Raw genomic sequence first — 13,685 nt, forward strand, 5'->3', positions numbered from 1 at the left:
CAGCGCTTGTAGTGGCTGCCTGCTCGAACGCGGTCAAAAAAAGCGCGATGTGCAATTCAGTACAAAACCCTGCGTCGGGAGAACGGTCACCAGACAGGGTTTACGACGGCGTAATCGGTTCGTTCGTCTCACCGAACGCGTCCAGCGTCGACTCGGGTACCCCGTCCCGAGCAAACACGGAGATAAGGTCGCCGGCACGGATTTCTGTATCGCCTTTCGGCGTAATCATCTCGTCACCTCGTTCGATAGCGATGATAAGGACCTCTTCGTCGAGTAGTGACTGTTCGTTCGCATCACGAAGTGTCGTGTCCACAATCGGGGCTTCCGGACTGACGGTCACGTCGACCACTTCCGCGCCGCCGGAGAGTGACACCATGTCGGTCATCGCCCCCTGCTTGCTCGCGCCGTCCGGCCCGAACGGTTCGTAGGGCGTGAAATACTCCTCCTGAATCAGGTCCTCGTCCTCGATCTCCAGGCCGAGCTTGCTGAGCTGGTGGGCGATCCGGGTGAGGTCACTCATTTCCTCGCCGACGGCCTTGATCTGGAGGTTGCCGCGGCCGGTCCGGAGTTCCCGAACGTTCACCACACCGGGGACCGTGAGCGCCTTTCTGGCCAGGTTCTCCCGCTCGCTCGCAGAGGTGTTACAGACGAACAGATTGGTCAAGCGACTCTCACACCGCTCGTAGTCGATATCGGCGTGATACCCCTTGATAATGCCCGCATCTTCGAGCTGATTGATGCGGTTGCGAATCGTCCCCGGAGAGACGTCCATCTCCTCCGCGACCATCGGGGCCGAGATGTTCCGAGCGTCCTGCTGCAGCGCGTGGATGATGCGCCTGTCGATTTCGTCGAGACGCCGACTCATACGGGGACTACAGGGTGCGTGCCAATCCCTTTTTCCCCTGAGCGCGACGGACGCCGGCCTGTGGTTCGAAATCACGACGAGCGGATGCTGACGCTGACAGCGTGATAACGTTTGTGGCGGTGCACAGCGGTCGTGCGGTTCTCAAATACTGGTATCCAGGCCGGGTCGGCGTCCGGAACTCTGGAAGCGGCAAACTACATTTCCGCTGGACTATTCATCGGGACAGCTTTTGCAACCGAACTGGCCCCGAGTTCCGGTCTACGGGTCACCATTCACTACGCTCGCTTGTGCTCGGGTGTCGCTGCCGCCGCTCTTTGGCGAATATGGATTTCATTCGATACATACTACGGTATGCACAATCTACCGGCGTATTTATTGCGGATAAACAATCAGTACGTAGCATGGCTCACGCTGAAACTAGTCTGCAGGAGTTTCTGGAGCGGTCCGATACCGCGCCACCACAACGAATCCTCTATCCGATTTTCGGGACACACGACGACTTCACGTTCGAGACGGCACTGAACATTGCAGACGGTGTCGGCGGGGAACTGCTCGTTCTCGATCTGTTCACGGGTGATGCTACCCGGAGTTCGGAGACCACGTCCGTCGGTCGAAAGCTACTGCAGGCGCGACTGGACGAGACGCACACCGCTGACGCGCATTTGATCGTCGAAGAGACCGACACGCCACTCAAGACAGCAATCAACGTCGCACAGCAGCGCCACGTCCAGTTGGCTGTACTGGACGAGCACACGCCCGAATTATTCGGCGAGGGGCTCCGAGGTGACGCAGCCGACCGGATGCGAAAGAAAGCATCGTGTGATGTCGTCTCAGTCACGTACTCACGGGCTGACTCGGGAATTTCGTCGGTACTTGTCCCGATTGCAGAGGGCACGCATTCCGCCCTCGGCGTTGTCGTCGGCGGCGCGTTAGCGATGGGTGCAGATGCACCTGTCGACCTCTTCCATGTGTCCGAAACGAAAGACGAGACTGCGGTGGCACGAGCATCGACGCTGTTCGAAACAGCACGAAGCCGCCTCCCCGAGGCAGTCACAGTAGATACGTGGCATCTCGAAGCACCCGATGTCGCGGAGGCAATTATCAACGAGTCCGCTCACTACAATGTCACAGTGATGGGCAAACCGACCCAGAGCCGCCTCCGGGAGTTCGTCACGGGCTCGGTGACTGCGGCCGTCACGGACGAATCCGAAAACGCAGTACTGACCGTCCAGCGAGATGGCGGTGATGAGGGATTCGGCTTCGAGCGAAACTGACCGATTCAGGCTGAGTGCTCCGGAACTTGACCTTGCTGTGATGCTGGTCTCCGCGGCGCGACTGTCCTACAGCGAGGCCGCGTCGCTCGCCAGTTCGTATGAACAGATATGAATGGTGGCGGCGAACCGCGTTTCCCAGAGGCTCGCGCACTCCAGTACTCCCCGGAACGCTGGTGGGCTTATCTTCCGTGTTCGGGATGGGTACGGGAGGCAACCCCACCGCTGTGGCCGCCTATACGATACCTCTGACGGCCACAGGTATAAGAGTAGCTACTTGGAGACGGGAGCCGTCGAAATATCGTCCAGTCACTCAATGGAACAGGTCTGCACGGAACACGAGACCGTCCCAATCGGTTCGTAATCGCGTTCCGGTCCGCTAATCCACTTCTCAGGACTACCGGTTAATTCGATATCATCGTCGGGAGTCCTGATCTCGCCACGGCCAGTGTGAACGTTCAGGCTAGTGTTTAGATCTCAGTCCATCGCTCATTCGAACTGGCCGCTGAAGACTATTTCGTCAAGTGGTTTCCGACCGCTCGGCTTTTCGTGCTCTTTGAGGTCCTCAGGTAACGTCTCGGGATCAGCCCGTTCACCGACGGCGATCATTGCTTCGGCGTCGAATTCGTCTTCTGGGACGCCCAGAGCTTCGTGGATCCGATCCCAGTCGAAGCCCGCCATCGGGTGAACAGCCAAGTCGCGCCGGGCGCCCTCCAGAGCGAGATTCTGCCACGCAGCACCGGTATCGAACGAACGCGTCCCAGCGGACTCGCCGTTGTGCTCGAGGGTGACCTTCGAGAAAACGGCGATGAGCGCGCCAGCATTGCGTGCCCATGAGCGGTTGGCTTCGTTCAGCAGGCCGAGGAACGACTCCCATTCGTCGTCCTCACGGGTGGCGTAGACGAATCGCCAATGCTGATTGTTGAATGCGGACGGTGCCCAGCGCGCGGCTTCAAACAGCGGCAGCAGGTCATCTTCAGCAAGCGAATCACCAGCCATCGCACGCGGCGACCAGCGATTAACGAAGAGCGGGTCGACGTCGTGAGCAGGGTCCCGGTGTTCCGAAATCTCGTCGTCGAGGCTACGGCTGTGATACGTCTGTGACATCGTGTACGGTCGTTCGGTACGCCCGCTTATGTATTGATGGCAACACAGCCACAATCAGGTGACACCGACGCTATCAGTCAGTACCTGTCGAGTAATAAGATACGAAGTGTCACAGCCACACACGGCTGAGCAACTCACTGCGACTGTAGCCTGCGGATCGGTCAGTGGGCCGATGATGGAACGCCGAGCGAGACGCCGGTGAGGAATATCGGGAGGCCGGCGATAGCAACGACGGCGGCGCTGGCTGTGGCAATAGGGACAAAAAGCACGCCCAGTCCGAACGGCGCAGGCAGTACCGGGAGTACCGGTAGCATCGACAGTACGAACCCGATAGCGGCCGTTTTCATCGCTAACCGACGGTTCCCGTGGCCGACTGCGTACCCGGCCGGGAGAAGCACGAACGCGGGTCCAAGAACTAACAGCGCCGACACCGGGGGCGTGAATCCGTCCGTGACGACCATCGGAGCCGCCACTATCGTCGCTCCCAGCGCGATGCTCGCTCCGACTACTGCACCGCCAACGACCGCACGATAGCTCGCGCGCTCACGGACACGCCGCTGTGAAAGTGCTATTCCACACACGAACAGCGCAGTGCCACCACCGAACAGCGGTGCCGCTATCCCACCCAACCGCAAAACGCCCGTCGCTCCAAGCAGCGACAGGGCAGTCGCTAACGCGCCGAACCCGGCGAATGCGACGCCTGCGGAGTCCCGGACTCGTTTGAGGTCCCAATCGAGCCAAGAGAGCCCTCCAGCGGCCGCGCCGATCAAGAGGGTAAACACCGCTGCGGGGAGCGTGATGTATGCGAGCGCCTTCACCGCCATCACGGGACCGAGAAGTGTTCCGACCGCGAGGAGACTCAACACCGGCCCAACGGCCGTATCACGGGGGACGAACGTCACGACACGCCCGTCGTTCAGTTCGGTCAGCGTCATCCGCTGGCCGTCGTCTGAGACGGTCGCGCCGTCAATGGTCCGCCCGACTCGCATCCCATCGGGGGCAACGATGACGAGGCGGTCAGCGCCGAGGCCGTCGAGGTTTCGATAGCCGTAGGCTTCGGTAAACTCGCCAGTGCGGACCGCCCCGCCGACAGACTGCTCGGCGAAATCGGCCTCGCGGTAGCGCAGCGTTATGACGCCGTCGCCGGAGACGTTCGCGCTCAGAAGCTCGGTGTCCCACATCGCTCTGTCGGCGATAGCGGTTCGGAGGCTCTCGTTCGCCCGGAGACGTGCAACCCCATCTGAGTCGGACAGGCGGTTGTGGACGACCCACGTTGCGCTTCCGTTGGCGTTGACGGCGACGGTAGCGTTGCTGTGGGTGACAGTGACCGAGACGCCGTGGGACTCGGCCGTCGATTCGAACGTGTCACCGCAGGCGTCACACAGCGGCCGCGGCGGCGGCGCTGCACCAGCGGGCATGGCAGTGACGAGGAGCGACGCACAGACCAGACAGAGGAGGGCGAGGTGGTGGAGTCGATGCGGGGCCATATAACATATCTACCTTGTCATGTGTTAAGAGCTATCGATTACTCAAACAACAGTTATACCAACACGGACGGCGAGTGACACTTCGGCCAAAACATCTCTGACAATTGTACCGTCTAATACATATCGCGTGGGCGATTCAGGCCGTATTCAAGTATCGGCGGTGTCAGTGTGGTGGCTGAGCGGAGCGGCCGCCGTTTGGGCCTCGTCGATTACTCCTGCTGCCCACCCGATCACATCGGGGTGCGTACAGCGGATGATATCGAATCCGATGTCGCGCTCCCGGTCGATGGTCAGAAACACCGTTTCGCCGTCGATGAGGTCGATACTGCAGGGAACAGATTCGTCGAGACTGTAGTACGTCACGGACGCCGTCGCGGCCTCGATAGTCTGCCAGCGGCCACGGAGGTCAGCGTCTGAAAGCATCGTCTCGGTCAGGTCGGTGTCGAACACGACGGTCCCATCCGCTTCGTTGCCTGCCCGTACCGCCTCCTCGTACGTGTACATCGGGAGCGCGATGAACGTTCCTAGGAGCGAGCGGAACGACGACGCGTTCTGGATAGCGTTAGCGACGATGCGGGCCGCGGCGAGTGGGTCGGCACTCTGGTCGGCCACGAGTTGTCCCTCGGCGAGACACCGCAGATCGAAGTCGAACCAGTCTGTCGGCAGTCGCTGGACGACGTCGGGATACTCCTGTCCGATGGAAACCGTCCCGAGTAACTGCGTGAAATCGTCGTAGACAAGCTTTCCCAGGCCGGTTAGCGCGTACACCTTCTCCCCGTTCCGTCGCGTGATCCAGTCACGGTCCTCTAAGTCACCGAGGATTCGACTGAGCGTCACGCGCGTCACCCCCGTCCGGTCGCTCAGTTCGTCACGACTGCAGGGACCGTCAGACAAGAGTTCGAGGACGCGAAGGCGGTGTTCCGAGCGGGCGAGGAACGCCACCGCTTCGATGGCATCGCTCGACAGCCCCTCGGCGGACCGGGCCGCTGTTCCGTTCTGCAGGTTTGCGGTCGTCATTTGGGTATCCAGCGATAGTTTAGGACTGCCTAAAACAGTTTCTCCTTCGGCCTGTTGTCCGAGTTTAGATGTACGTATCCACGAAACCGGTGTCTGATTATCTGGGATGTTCTTATTCAGTATAACAACTTATATCGACAGAACCACGATGGTAGGCAGAACGCCGTGACAGCAATCGAGATCGAGTCGCTCAGGAAGTCGTACGGCGACGTGACTGCGATACCGGACCTCTCGCTCAGCATCGACGACGGCGAGTTTTTCGGGTTGCTCGGGCCGAACGGCGCTGGCAAGACCACGACGATGGAGATACTCACCGGACAGCTCAGTCCGGACGGTGGACAGGTGTCGGTACTCGGTGTCGACCCGGCGACGCAGCCAACAGCGGTCCGCGAACGAGCGGGAATCCTCCCGGAGAAGGAGTCACCACCGAGTTTCATGACGCCGCGCGAGTACTTCGACTTCGTCGGTGCTATCCGGGATATGCCCGACGACGCGGTGACCGAGCAGACCGAGTCGTGGGCCGACCGTCTCGGCTTTACCGAGAAACTCGATACACTGTCATCGGACCTTTCGCGGGGCCAACAGCAGAAAGTGATGATCGCCGGCGCGTTCTTCCACGAGCCAGCCGTCGTGTTCATCGACGAACCGCTGGCGAACCTCGACCCGATCGTTCAGGAGCGGGTCAAGCGCTTCCTGCGCTCCTACCGGGACGACGGCAACACAATCGTCGTCACCACACACGACGTAGACGTCGCCGCCGAACTCTGTTCGCGGGTCGGCATCATGTACGGCGGCGACCTCGTCGCCGACGTCCGTCCGGCGGAACTCGACGCCGATGTAACGCTCCTCGACGTGTTTCTGGACAACGTCGACGCAACAGTGGACCGGGGAGCCAACCCTCTGACACATGAGTGACGGTCGGGCGCGCAGGGTGTTCGTCGAGATGCTCCGCGAGGAGTGGCGACTCCACAGCCGGCTCTTCCGCGGCAGTCACTTCTCCCTGTTTCCGGTGTTCATCTGCCTGCTCGTTGGCGGCGCAGCCAAGCTTCTCGCTGTTACCGGGACCGAACCGAAAACCGTGTTCGCCGGGCTCCACGCACTGGTGTTCGTCTTCGGTCTCCACACGGGGTCTCTCGGATTTGTGGGACGGGATGCCCTCCGGAACCTCCTCGGTGACGTGACGCTGCTGGTGTTCTCTGCCCGCACGCTCCCGCTGTCGCAGAACACGTTGCTGGGGCTGTTCGTCGTCAAGGACAGTGTCTACTACGCAGTGCTGTTTCTGCTGCCGATCTCTCTGGGAACGGTGCTTGCAGTCCATGGCGTCGCCGGGCCTCTCCTCGTCGTTGCGACTGTCTCCCTTCTGTGGACGACCCTGGCACTGACGTTCGTCCTCGGGATGGGAACGACGATTGCGGCCCTCGGTCTCACCGGCCGCGGCGTTCCCGGTCTGGCACTACTCGCGGCCCCACTCGTCGCAGTCGGTGCAGCGCTAGCCAGTGGTGTCGATGTCGTCTCCTACACCCCCTACGGCCTGTTTCTCGCTCAGACTCCCCTGCGGGTCGGCGCGACAGCGACCGTCATCCTCGGCGTCTTTCTGCTCGGGGCGCTCACCTTTGACGCAACCGCCCCTCGCTCCGCTCGAACAGTCGAACCGGTCTTCCGCCGCTGGTGGCGACGGATCGGTGACCCAGTTGCGACCAAGAGCCTGCTCGACATCCACCGGAGCGCAGGCGGGTTCGGGAAGGTCCTTTTCTCGGCGGCGGTGCTGTTTGGTGTCACCGCCGCGCTGGTCGATTTCGCCGGCCAGATAACGGGCGTGCCACCGTCGACCGGAATCTCGTTCGGTGCGATTCTCGGGCTCTCGGGATTTACGACGTATAACTGGCTCACGCAATCCGACGACGTTACCCTGTACTTCGCCCATCCCCTCTCTGTGAACGCCGTTTTCGCGGGGAAGTTCCGGGCGTTCCTCCTGCTCGGCCCGCTGGTCGGACTCGCGTTCTACGGACTCGCACTGGCCTGGCGTGGCGGGCCGGTCGCCGAGGCGGTCGTCGGGGCCGTCCTGCTCGTCGGTGTCGCCTGCTACATCTTCGGCACCACCGTGTACCTCACCGGCCTCTCTCCGAACGAGTTCCTCTTCGACACGGCCCTGTTCGCTGTTTTCGGCGCGGCAATGGTCCTCCCGCTGGTCCCGATCCTCATCGCCGGGTTCGCCATCTCACCGCTGTCCGGGCCCCTGCTTGCCGCGCTCGGTGGGTCTGGTGGCGTCCTGGGCGCTGTCGGCGTCGGCCTTTACCGTCGGTCGTTACCGAAGTGGGCGACGCGGTATCAACAGGCGTGAACTGCAAAACAGCTGTCCGTGACGACGAATCGGACACAAGCCACCGAAATGTATCGGTAATGCGGTCGACGTAACCGAATGCGGGCTCTGTGTCGTCACTGCCGGATTCCCGCGCTGAATATATTCGCACAAAGGCTCTCTACGGCAGCTAGCGACCGATAGATCGTATGGCAGAACAGCAACTCGATCTCCGAGAGATTCCACCGCCGAAGCGACACCCGAAGATCTTCGACGCGTTCGAGGAACTGGACAGCGGAGAGGCACTGACGATTGTCAACGACCACAAGCCGACGCCGCTCTATCACCAGATGGCCGCGGAGCGACAATCGTTCGACGCCGAGGGCTACACTGTCGACCGCATCGGGCCGAACGAGTTCATCGCGACCCTCCCGAAGAAGTAGCGACAAACTCGGAGTCCAAGTCCCGGTTTCCGAATCGCTTTTGTTGGTCAGTATTGGTACTCGGATATGGACCGCCGTACCGCGAGACTACTGAACGGTGTGCTAGCGCTATGCTGTCTCGCGCTTGTCTTCGCTGCCGTGTATCCGTTCAGTACTGCGAGCCCACACGCGGAAAACCCGGTCGACGAACGGTTTACCGTTCCCGAGTCCGATGAATACCGGGCGTCGGGAGCGATTGTCGCGGATAGTGAAACAGCGCTCGAATTCGAGGGCGCTGTGACCGCTGACGGCGGCCGCTACCTGTTCATTGACGAGGGTGATGTCCGAACCGAACAGTATCAGGCGTCGCCGGGCGACCCGGTCTACAGTCGTATCGTCGTCGACGACGACGGCAGTACCGACCGCCGGCGAGAGCAGATCCAGAGCGATACCGATCGGGAACTCCTTCAGGAGACCCGGACTGACGGGGCCGTCACGTTCATCCTCAAGCAGGAGTCAGAGGATGTGGCGGACGATGTCTCGGGCGCGGCGTCGGTAGTCGTCAGGAGCCTGTACCTCGTCGAATACGAACGGGAAGCCGACGCCGCTCAGGTAGCGACCGTCTACAAGCCGAAAAACGGCTGGTACGAGGGGCGGGAAACGTACCACGTCACCGGGGCTACGGGGACAGTGCGAACAGTCGGTGACACGACTGACGTTCGCTCCGCGACAGTTACGTGGGACCTGACGAAGTCCGCGGGGACGTATGCAGAACTCGCCTTGGGCAGACTGGCAGGGAAGGCACCGGAAACATACGACCTCTCCTTCGAGTTCGATTCGGGCGAGACGACAGTGAATCGACCGGCGTGGGTCACCGACGCCCGTACTGAACGTAGCGGACAGTCACAGGACGCGTCGTAACGGCAGGGCTGTCGTGTACGGTCTGTATGGAGCCGCCAGCCCTCGGCGACCCGTCTAAGAGTGAAGACTAAGCGCTGTAGAGACTGGGACTGCAGGCAGTAGAGCAGAAAACTGCGGTTGTCTTCCCCTCGACGGGCTGAAAGTGCCATATTCGCCGCGTGTATGGCCGGTTTTTATTTCCTTCCCCGCGAACTACCGGACAGAATGGCATCCTACGAGGCGTTTGACCCAGCCGTCGAAATCAACGGGCAAACGGTACTCACGATAGTCGAGGAGGCGATGGGGAAGTTCTCAGACGAGTACCGGGAACGAGCGCTAACGGCGCTCGATGCGGAGGGAATCACCGACCCGGCGGCCGACGAGTGGTACCCACAACAGGCCTGGCTGAACGCGTTCGAGACGATTGCCGACGACCTGCAACCGCACGTCCTCGACCGACTCGGCGAACAGATCCCGCGTGTCGCTGACTGGCCGAACGATTTCGATTCTGTTCCGGAGGGGCTCCAGTCGATAGACGAGGCCTACCAGCGCAATCACCGTGGCGGGGATATCGGGCACTATCGCTTCGAATCCGTGGGCGAGCGGACCGGCGAGGTGACGTGTGAGAACCCGTATCCGTGCCCGTTCGACCGTGGCCTCATCCGGGGTGTCGCCCAGCAATACGCGCCGGTCGGCGCGTTCGTGTTCATCGAAGAAACGGGTCAGACGTGTCGTCGGAACGGTGACGATACGTGTACGTACACCGTCTACTGGTAACGCGGTGACTACCGCTCGTAGGACTCGAGCGCCTCGCGGAGTTCTGCGGCGGAGTACTCCGACGCGAGCTGTACGATCTCCTCCAGGTCTTCGTACGTTTCACGGAGATTTCGAACGCGCTCTTGCTCGCGAGTCTCTGCTGATACCTGCTCTTCCGCCCGGCGGATGGTCCTGAGCGTCGTCTGGACTTCCCGTTGGATGTACTGCTGGAACACGTCCTGCAGGATGAACCAGACCTCACGTTCGGCCTCGAACCGGACTCGTCTGCCGCCCCCTGCAGACGACCTGCGGTGGATGAGCCCGATACGCGACAGCGTCCGTGTGACGTTACTCACCGTCGATTTCGCGTAGCCGGTTTCTTCGACGAGTTCTGGGATGGAGAGGGGGTCCGATGCGAAGTACAGCACGCCGTAGATGCGCCCGGCGCTTCGGCTGAGGCCGTACACCTCGGCCGATTGCTCCATCGATTCGATGACGCGTTCGCGTGCGACCGCGCTGTCGTCATCACTCATGCATCCGAACTGGCTGCCCTGTTTGCCGCGTGTCCTGCTGCGTCATACCTCAGGCTATTTATTCCGTAAGTATTAAATTGTTTGATTGGTTTGTTCGGATTGAGCCGAACAAACAGAAGCGAACGTCAATACCCTCCCTACAATCCATGGCAAGCGTCTTCCCCCATCACCCGCCAGTTGACTATGCACCCCGAGAGCAGACGAACGTCGTAGTCAACGGTACCGAACCGACTGACGTCCTTCAGATTCTCTCGTCTGAGGCTGCTCAGGAGATACTGGGGGCGGTCAGGAACGAACCGCGGACCGCGTCGGATATCGCCGATGCAGTCGACCGCTCGCTCCAGAGCGTCTCCTATCACCTCGACCGTCTCTGTGAAGCTGACCTTATCGAACCCGCCGAAACGTGGTACTCGGAGAAGGGGACAGAGATGACAGTGTACGCTCTCGCCACGGAACGCCTCGTCGTGCAGTTCGGTGACAGCACCGACCGATCCGTGTAGCGTCACCACTCGTTTCGAGTGCTGCCTGTAATCGGAGTCTGCAGTGAGGTTCGGATGGCTTTGTTTTCGCTACCGAGGCAGAAGACAAACAGACCTATTGGACGCCTTATCGTATGCCGAATATGGACGAGGAGACGGGCGCGGAACAGATGACGGCGACAGTGCGACAACGGGTTTCGAGCGTACTGGACGCCGACGCTCAAAGCGCGACGGCACTCGACGGCGGGGAAGTCGGGTCGGTCTACCGTGTGACGTTTCGCGACCGTCCTGACGTGGCGGTGAAAGTCGACGACTCGCCGCTCGGAATCGAGGCGGCAATGCTTCAGTACCTCGACCGTGACACGCCGCTCCCCGTTCCGGACGTCCTCCACGTCGAACCGGAACTGCTCGTGCTGTCGTTCGTCCGCGGAGACGGCCGATTCGGTGAACGGGCCGAACGCGACCTCGCGCGCCACGTCGCGTCTCTCCACGACGTCTCGGCTGACGCGTTCGGCTTTCCGTTCGATACCCTTTCGGGGCCGTTCAGCCAGTCGAACCCGTGGACCGAGTCGTGGATCGACTTCTTCCGCGAGCGACGGCTTCTCCCGTTCGCAAGGACTGCGCGGGACGCTGGGGCTCTGCCAGCCACCGAGTTCGACCGGGTGCAGCGACTGGCGGAAACGCTCGATACTCGTCTCGTCGAGCCGGCCACGCCGTCGCTGCTGCACGGCGACATCCACCCCGGAAACGTTGTCGTGGCTGACGGAACCGTTCGGGCCGTCCTCGATCCAGCGATATATTTCGGCCACGCTGAAGTAGACCTGGCGTACGTCGACCGACTGGACTCGATCGGCGCTGCGTTCTACGATGAGTACCGCCGCCACCGCAATATCTCCGAGCGGTACTTCGACGAACGGCGCGACGTGTATATCGCCTTCCACGCCCTGGAGAACGTCCGGTTTTTCGGCGACGACGGACTCCCGAGGCTCGACAGCGCGTTAGACCGCCTCGGGGTGTAAAAAGCGGGAGCGGTGGACCCGCCCGCCGTTCCGATGGTCGACTCAGTCAGCCAGCGAGATGTTCTGCCGGAGGTCGTCTTCGATTGCCTCCAGCGTCCGGCCCTTGGTTTCGGGGACGTAGCGGTAAACGAACACCAACCCTACGAGGCTGCAGAGGCCGAACAGCCAGAACGTCGCAGAGGTTCCGACGCCGTCAGTCAGGACGGGGAAGGTCAGCGACACGAGGAGATTCGCACCCCAGTTGGCGACGGTGACGACACCCATCGCCGACCCGCGAACGGAAAGCGGGTATATCTCAGAGATCAGGAGCCAGAAGACCGGGCCGAGACCGATTGCGAAGAAAGACACGAACAGCATCAGACTGATCGTGGCGATGACGCCGAGGCCCCCGCCGAGACCGGGAAGGTAGAACACAGTACCGAGGACGGCCAGCGTCGCGACCATCCCGCCGACACCGACGAGGAGCAGTCGGCGACGACCGACACGGTCGACGAGCAGGATCGCCACGATGGTCATCACCACGTTGATCGTTCCGATACCGACTGTCGCAAGGATTGAGGCCACGTTTCCCAGCCCGGTGGATTCGAGAATCGTCGGGGCGTAGTAAATGACCGCGTTGATGCCGGTGATCTGCTGGAACACGGCGAGTCCGAGCCCGACCACGAGCGCTGGGCGGAGCCACGGAGCCAGCAGGTCCCGGACGCCGGTTTCGGACTGTGTCTCGACGGTCTCCTCGATATCACCGAGTTCTTCCTCGACGCTGCCGGACCGCGTCCGCTTGAGGACGGCTCTCGCCTCGTCTTTCCGTCCGTGCTCGAAGAGCCAGCGTGGGCTTTCGGGCATCTTCAGAATGCCGATAGCGAGGACGACGGCTGGGACCATCCCGGCACCGAGCATCCAGCGCCACGCGCCCGCGTCGGCGAACGCGTAGTTGACGAAATACGAGAGCAGGATTCCGGTGGTCACCATGAGCTGATTGAGGGAGGTGAGCCCGCCGCGAATCCTGGGCGGCGCGATTTCGGAGATGTACAGCGGGCCGACAATCGACGCGAAACCGATAGCGACGCCGTCTATAAGCCGACCGGCGACGAGGACGGGGACGTTCGGCGCGACAGCCATCGTGAACGACCCGACGAAGAACACGATGGCCGCGATGAGGATGAGGCGGCGGCGACCGAGGCGGTCGGCTAACTGGCCGCCGACGGCCGCACCGGCCGCGGCCCCGGCCATCGCACCACTGACGATGATTCCCTCGACGAGCGGCGACATGACGAACGAGTCCTGAATGAACAGGAACGCGCCCGAGATGATCCCGGTGTCGAACCCGAACAACAGTCCGTTCAGCGCGGCTAACGCGGAGACGACGTAGACGAACCGGTCGCCGTCACCGCTGAGGACGTTCCGTATGGTGGCTGTGGACATCCGTGTAAAAATGAACTCGAATCTGTGTAAAAGTCTTTCCAAGTCTTTTCGTACCACGGCGAAGCCACTGGGGGCGGGCGGCGTCGGGCAAGGCCCGGAGCGCAGTCT

14 protein-coding genes and 1 rRNA gene are annotated in these 13,685 nt (G+C 61.6%); 8 read left to right on the plus strand and 7 right to left on the minus strand.

Features of this window, described 5'->3' with window-relative positions; genetic code table 11:
• Positions 1-100: 100 nt before the first annotated feature.
• Positions 101-865 carry an Lrp/AsnC family transcriptional regulator gene (locus tag Har1131_RS16950; protein ID WP_014031107.1) on the minus strand — a complete coding sequence of 255 codons (765 nt, stop codon included), beginning with the start codon at positions 863-865 and terminating at the stop codon, positions 101-103.
• 401 nt (positions 866-1,266) lie between these two features.
• Between Har1131_RS16950 and Har1131_RS16955 the strand changes: the two genes are divergently transcribed.
• Positions 1,267-2,139 (plus strand): universal stress protein, encoded by an 873-nt coding sequence (locus Har1131_RS16955; RefSeq protein WP_014031108.1) that lies wholly within the window; start codon positions 1,267-1,269, stop codon positions 2,137-2,139.
• 113 nt (positions 2,140-2,252) lie between these two features.
• Here the strand turns inward: Har1131_RS16955 and rrf are convergent.
• The 4 genes from rrf to Har1131_RS16975 all read right to left on the minus strand — a co-directional run bounded on the left by rrf (position 2,253) and on the right by Har1131_RS16975 (position 5,747).
• A 5S ribosomal RNA gene (gene rrf, locus Har1131_RS16960) occupies positions 2,253-2,375 on the minus strand.
• A gap of 250 nt (positions 2,376-2,625) precedes the next feature.
• A complete protein-coding gene (locus Har1131_RS16965; RefSeq protein WP_151147587.1) occupies positions 2,626-3,243 on the minus strand; it encodes a nitroreductase family protein in 618 nt (205 codons plus the stop codon).
• Positions 3,244-3,404: 161 nt separating this feature from the next.
• On the minus strand, positions 3,405-4,730 hold the full coding sequence (locus tag Har1131_RS16970) for a hypothetical protein (RefSeq protein WP_129756252.1): 1,326 nt from the start codon (positions 4,728-4,730) through the stop codon (positions 3,405-3,407).
• Between the two features lie 147 nt (positions 4,731-4,877).
• Positions 4,878-5,747, minus strand: a complete 870-nt coding sequence (locus tag Har1131_RS16975) for a winged helix-turn-helix domain-containing protein (RefSeq protein ID WP_014031111.1) — start codon at positions 5,745-5,747, stop codon at positions 4,878-4,880.
• 165 nt (positions 5,748-5,912) lie between these two features.
• On the opposite strand from Har1131_RS16975, the gene Har1131_RS16980 reads away from it, so the two are divergent.
• From Har1131_RS16980 to Har1131_RS17000, 5 genes are all read left to right on the plus strand, one after another.
• Entirely contained in the window at positions 5,913-6,662 is a 750-nt protein-coding gene (locus tag Har1131_RS16980; protein WP_014031112.1) for an ABC transporter ATP-binding protein, read from the plus strand.
• Entirely contained in the window at positions 6,655-8,088 is a 1,434-nt protein-coding gene (locus Har1131_RS16985; protein ID WP_044952793.1) for a hypothetical protein, read from the plus strand. Before Har1131_RS16980 ends, Har1131_RS16985 begins: the two co-directional genes overlap by 8 nt.
• 167 nt (positions 8,089-8,255) lie before the next feature.
• Positions 8,256-8,489, plus strand: coding sequence for a DUF2249 domain-containing protein (locus Har1131_RS16990; protein WP_014031114.1), 234 nt, complete (start codon positions 8,256-8,258; stop codon positions 8,487-8,489).
• 66 nt (positions 8,490-8,555) lie between these two features.
• The gene (locus Har1131_RS16995) at positions 8,556-9,389 is read left to right on the plus strand and encodes a hypothetical protein (protein WP_050006925.1); all 834 of its coding nucleotides are present in this window, start codon (positions 8,556-8,558) and stop codon (positions 9,387-9,389) included.
• A gap of 204 nt (positions 9,390-9,593) precedes the next feature.
• Entirely contained in the window at positions 9,594-10,145 is a 552-nt protein-coding gene (locus Har1131_RS17000) for a hypothetical protein (protein ID WP_014031116.1), read from the plus strand.
• An 8-nt stretch (positions 10,146-10,153) separates the two neighbouring features.
• Here the strand turns inward: Har1131_RS17000 and Har1131_RS17005 are convergent, their stop codons facing one another.
• On the minus strand, positions 10,154-10,657 hold the full coding sequence (locus Har1131_RS17005; protein ID WP_014031117.1) for a GbsR/MarR family transcriptional regulator: 504 nt from the start codon (positions 10,655-10,657) through the stop codon (positions 10,154-10,156).
• Between the two features lie 146 nt (positions 10,658-10,803).
• Here Har1131_RS17005 and Har1131_RS17010 point away from each other — a divergent pair, with 146 nt between their 5' ends.
• Together Har1131_RS17010 and Har1131_RS17015 are read left to right on the plus strand one after the other, a co-directional pair.
• Positions 10,804-11,157, plus strand: a complete 354-nt coding sequence (locus tag Har1131_RS17010) for a transcriptional regulator (RefSeq protein WP_014031118.1) — start codon at positions 10,804-10,806, stop codon at positions 11,155-11,157.
• Between the two features lie 122 nt (positions 11,158-11,279).
• Positions 11,280-12,155 carry a fructosamine kinase family protein gene (locus Har1131_RS17015; protein WP_044952795.1) on the plus strand — a complete coding sequence of 292 codons (876 nt, stop codon included), beginning with the start codon at positions 11,280-11,282 and terminating at the stop codon, positions 12,153-12,155.
• Positions 12,156-12,197: 42 nt separating this feature from the next.
• Here the strand turns inward: Har1131_RS17015 and Har1131_RS17020 are convergent, their stop codons facing one another.
• Positions 12,198-13,577 carry a sugar porter family MFS transporter gene (locus Har1131_RS17020; protein ID WP_014031120.1) on the minus strand — a complete coding sequence of 460 codons (1,380 nt, stop codon included), beginning with the start codon at positions 13,575-13,577 and terminating at the stop codon, positions 12,198-12,200.
• Between the last annotated feature and the right edge of the window lie 108 nt (positions 13,578-13,685).

Source organism: Haloarcula sp. CBA1131, from assembly GCF_008728975.1.
Taxonomy (GTDB): Archaea; Halobacteriota; Halobacteria; order Halobacteriales; family Haloarculaceae; genus Haloarcula; species Haloarcula hispanica.

What these genes read in the sequence shown, in the direction of transcription:
- Har1131_RS16965 (WP_151147587.1), bottom strand. Translation starts at nt 3,243, where the DNA reads ATGTCACAGACGTATCACAGCCGTAGCCTCGACGACGAGATTTCGGAA.
- Har1131_RS17020 (WP_014031120.1), bottom strand. Translation starts at nt 13,577, where the DNA reads ATGTCCACAGCCACCATACGGAACGTCCTCAGCGGTGACGGCGACCGG.
- Har1131_RS17000 (WP_014031116.1), top strand. Translation starts at nt 9,594, where the DNA reads ATGGCATCCTACGAGGCGTTTGACCCAGCCGTCGAAATCAACGGGCAA.
- Har1131_RS16955 (WP_014031108.1), top strand. Translation starts at nt 1,267, where the DNA reads ATGGCTCACGCTGAAACTAGTCTGCAGGAGTTTCTGGAGCGGTCCGAT.
- Har1131_RS17010 (WP_014031118.1), top strand. Translation starts at nt 10,804, where the DNA reads ATGGCAAGCGTCTTCCCCCATCACCCGCCAGTTGACTATGCACCCCGA.
- Har1131_RS16950 (WP_014031107.1), bottom strand. Translation starts at nt 865, where the DNA reads ATGAGTCGGCGTCTCGACGAAATCGACAGGCGCATCATCCACGCGCTG.
- Har1131_RS16985 (WP_044952793.1), top strand. Translation starts at nt 6,655, where the DNA reads ATGAGTGACGGTCGGGCGCGCAGGGTGTTCGTCGAGATGCTCCGCGAG.
- Har1131_RS17005 (WP_014031117.1), bottom strand. Translation starts at nt 10,657, where the DNA reads ATGAGTGATGACGACAGCGCGGTCGCACGCGAACGCGTCATCGAATCG.
- Har1131_RS17015 (WP_044952795.1), top strand. Translation starts at nt 11,280, where the DNA reads ATGGACGAGGAGACGGGCGCGGAACAGATGACGGCGACAGTGCGACAA.
- Har1131_RS16990 (WP_014031114.1), top strand. Translation starts at nt 8,256, where the DNA reads ATGGCAGAACAGCAACTCGATCTCCGAGAGATTCCACCGCCGAAGCGA.
- Har1131_RS16970 (WP_129756252.1), bottom strand. Translation starts at nt 4,730, where the DNA reads ATGGCCCCGCATCGACTCCACCACCTCGCCCTCCTCTGTCTGGTCTGT.
- Har1131_RS16995 (WP_050006925.1), top strand. Translation starts at nt 8,556, where the DNA reads ATGGACCGCCGTACCGCGAGACTACTGAACGGTGTGCTAGCGCTATGC.
- Har1131_RS16975 (WP_014031111.1), bottom strand. Translation starts at nt 5,747, where the DNA reads ATGACGACCGCAAACCTGCAGAACGGAACAGCGGCCCGGTCCGCCGAG.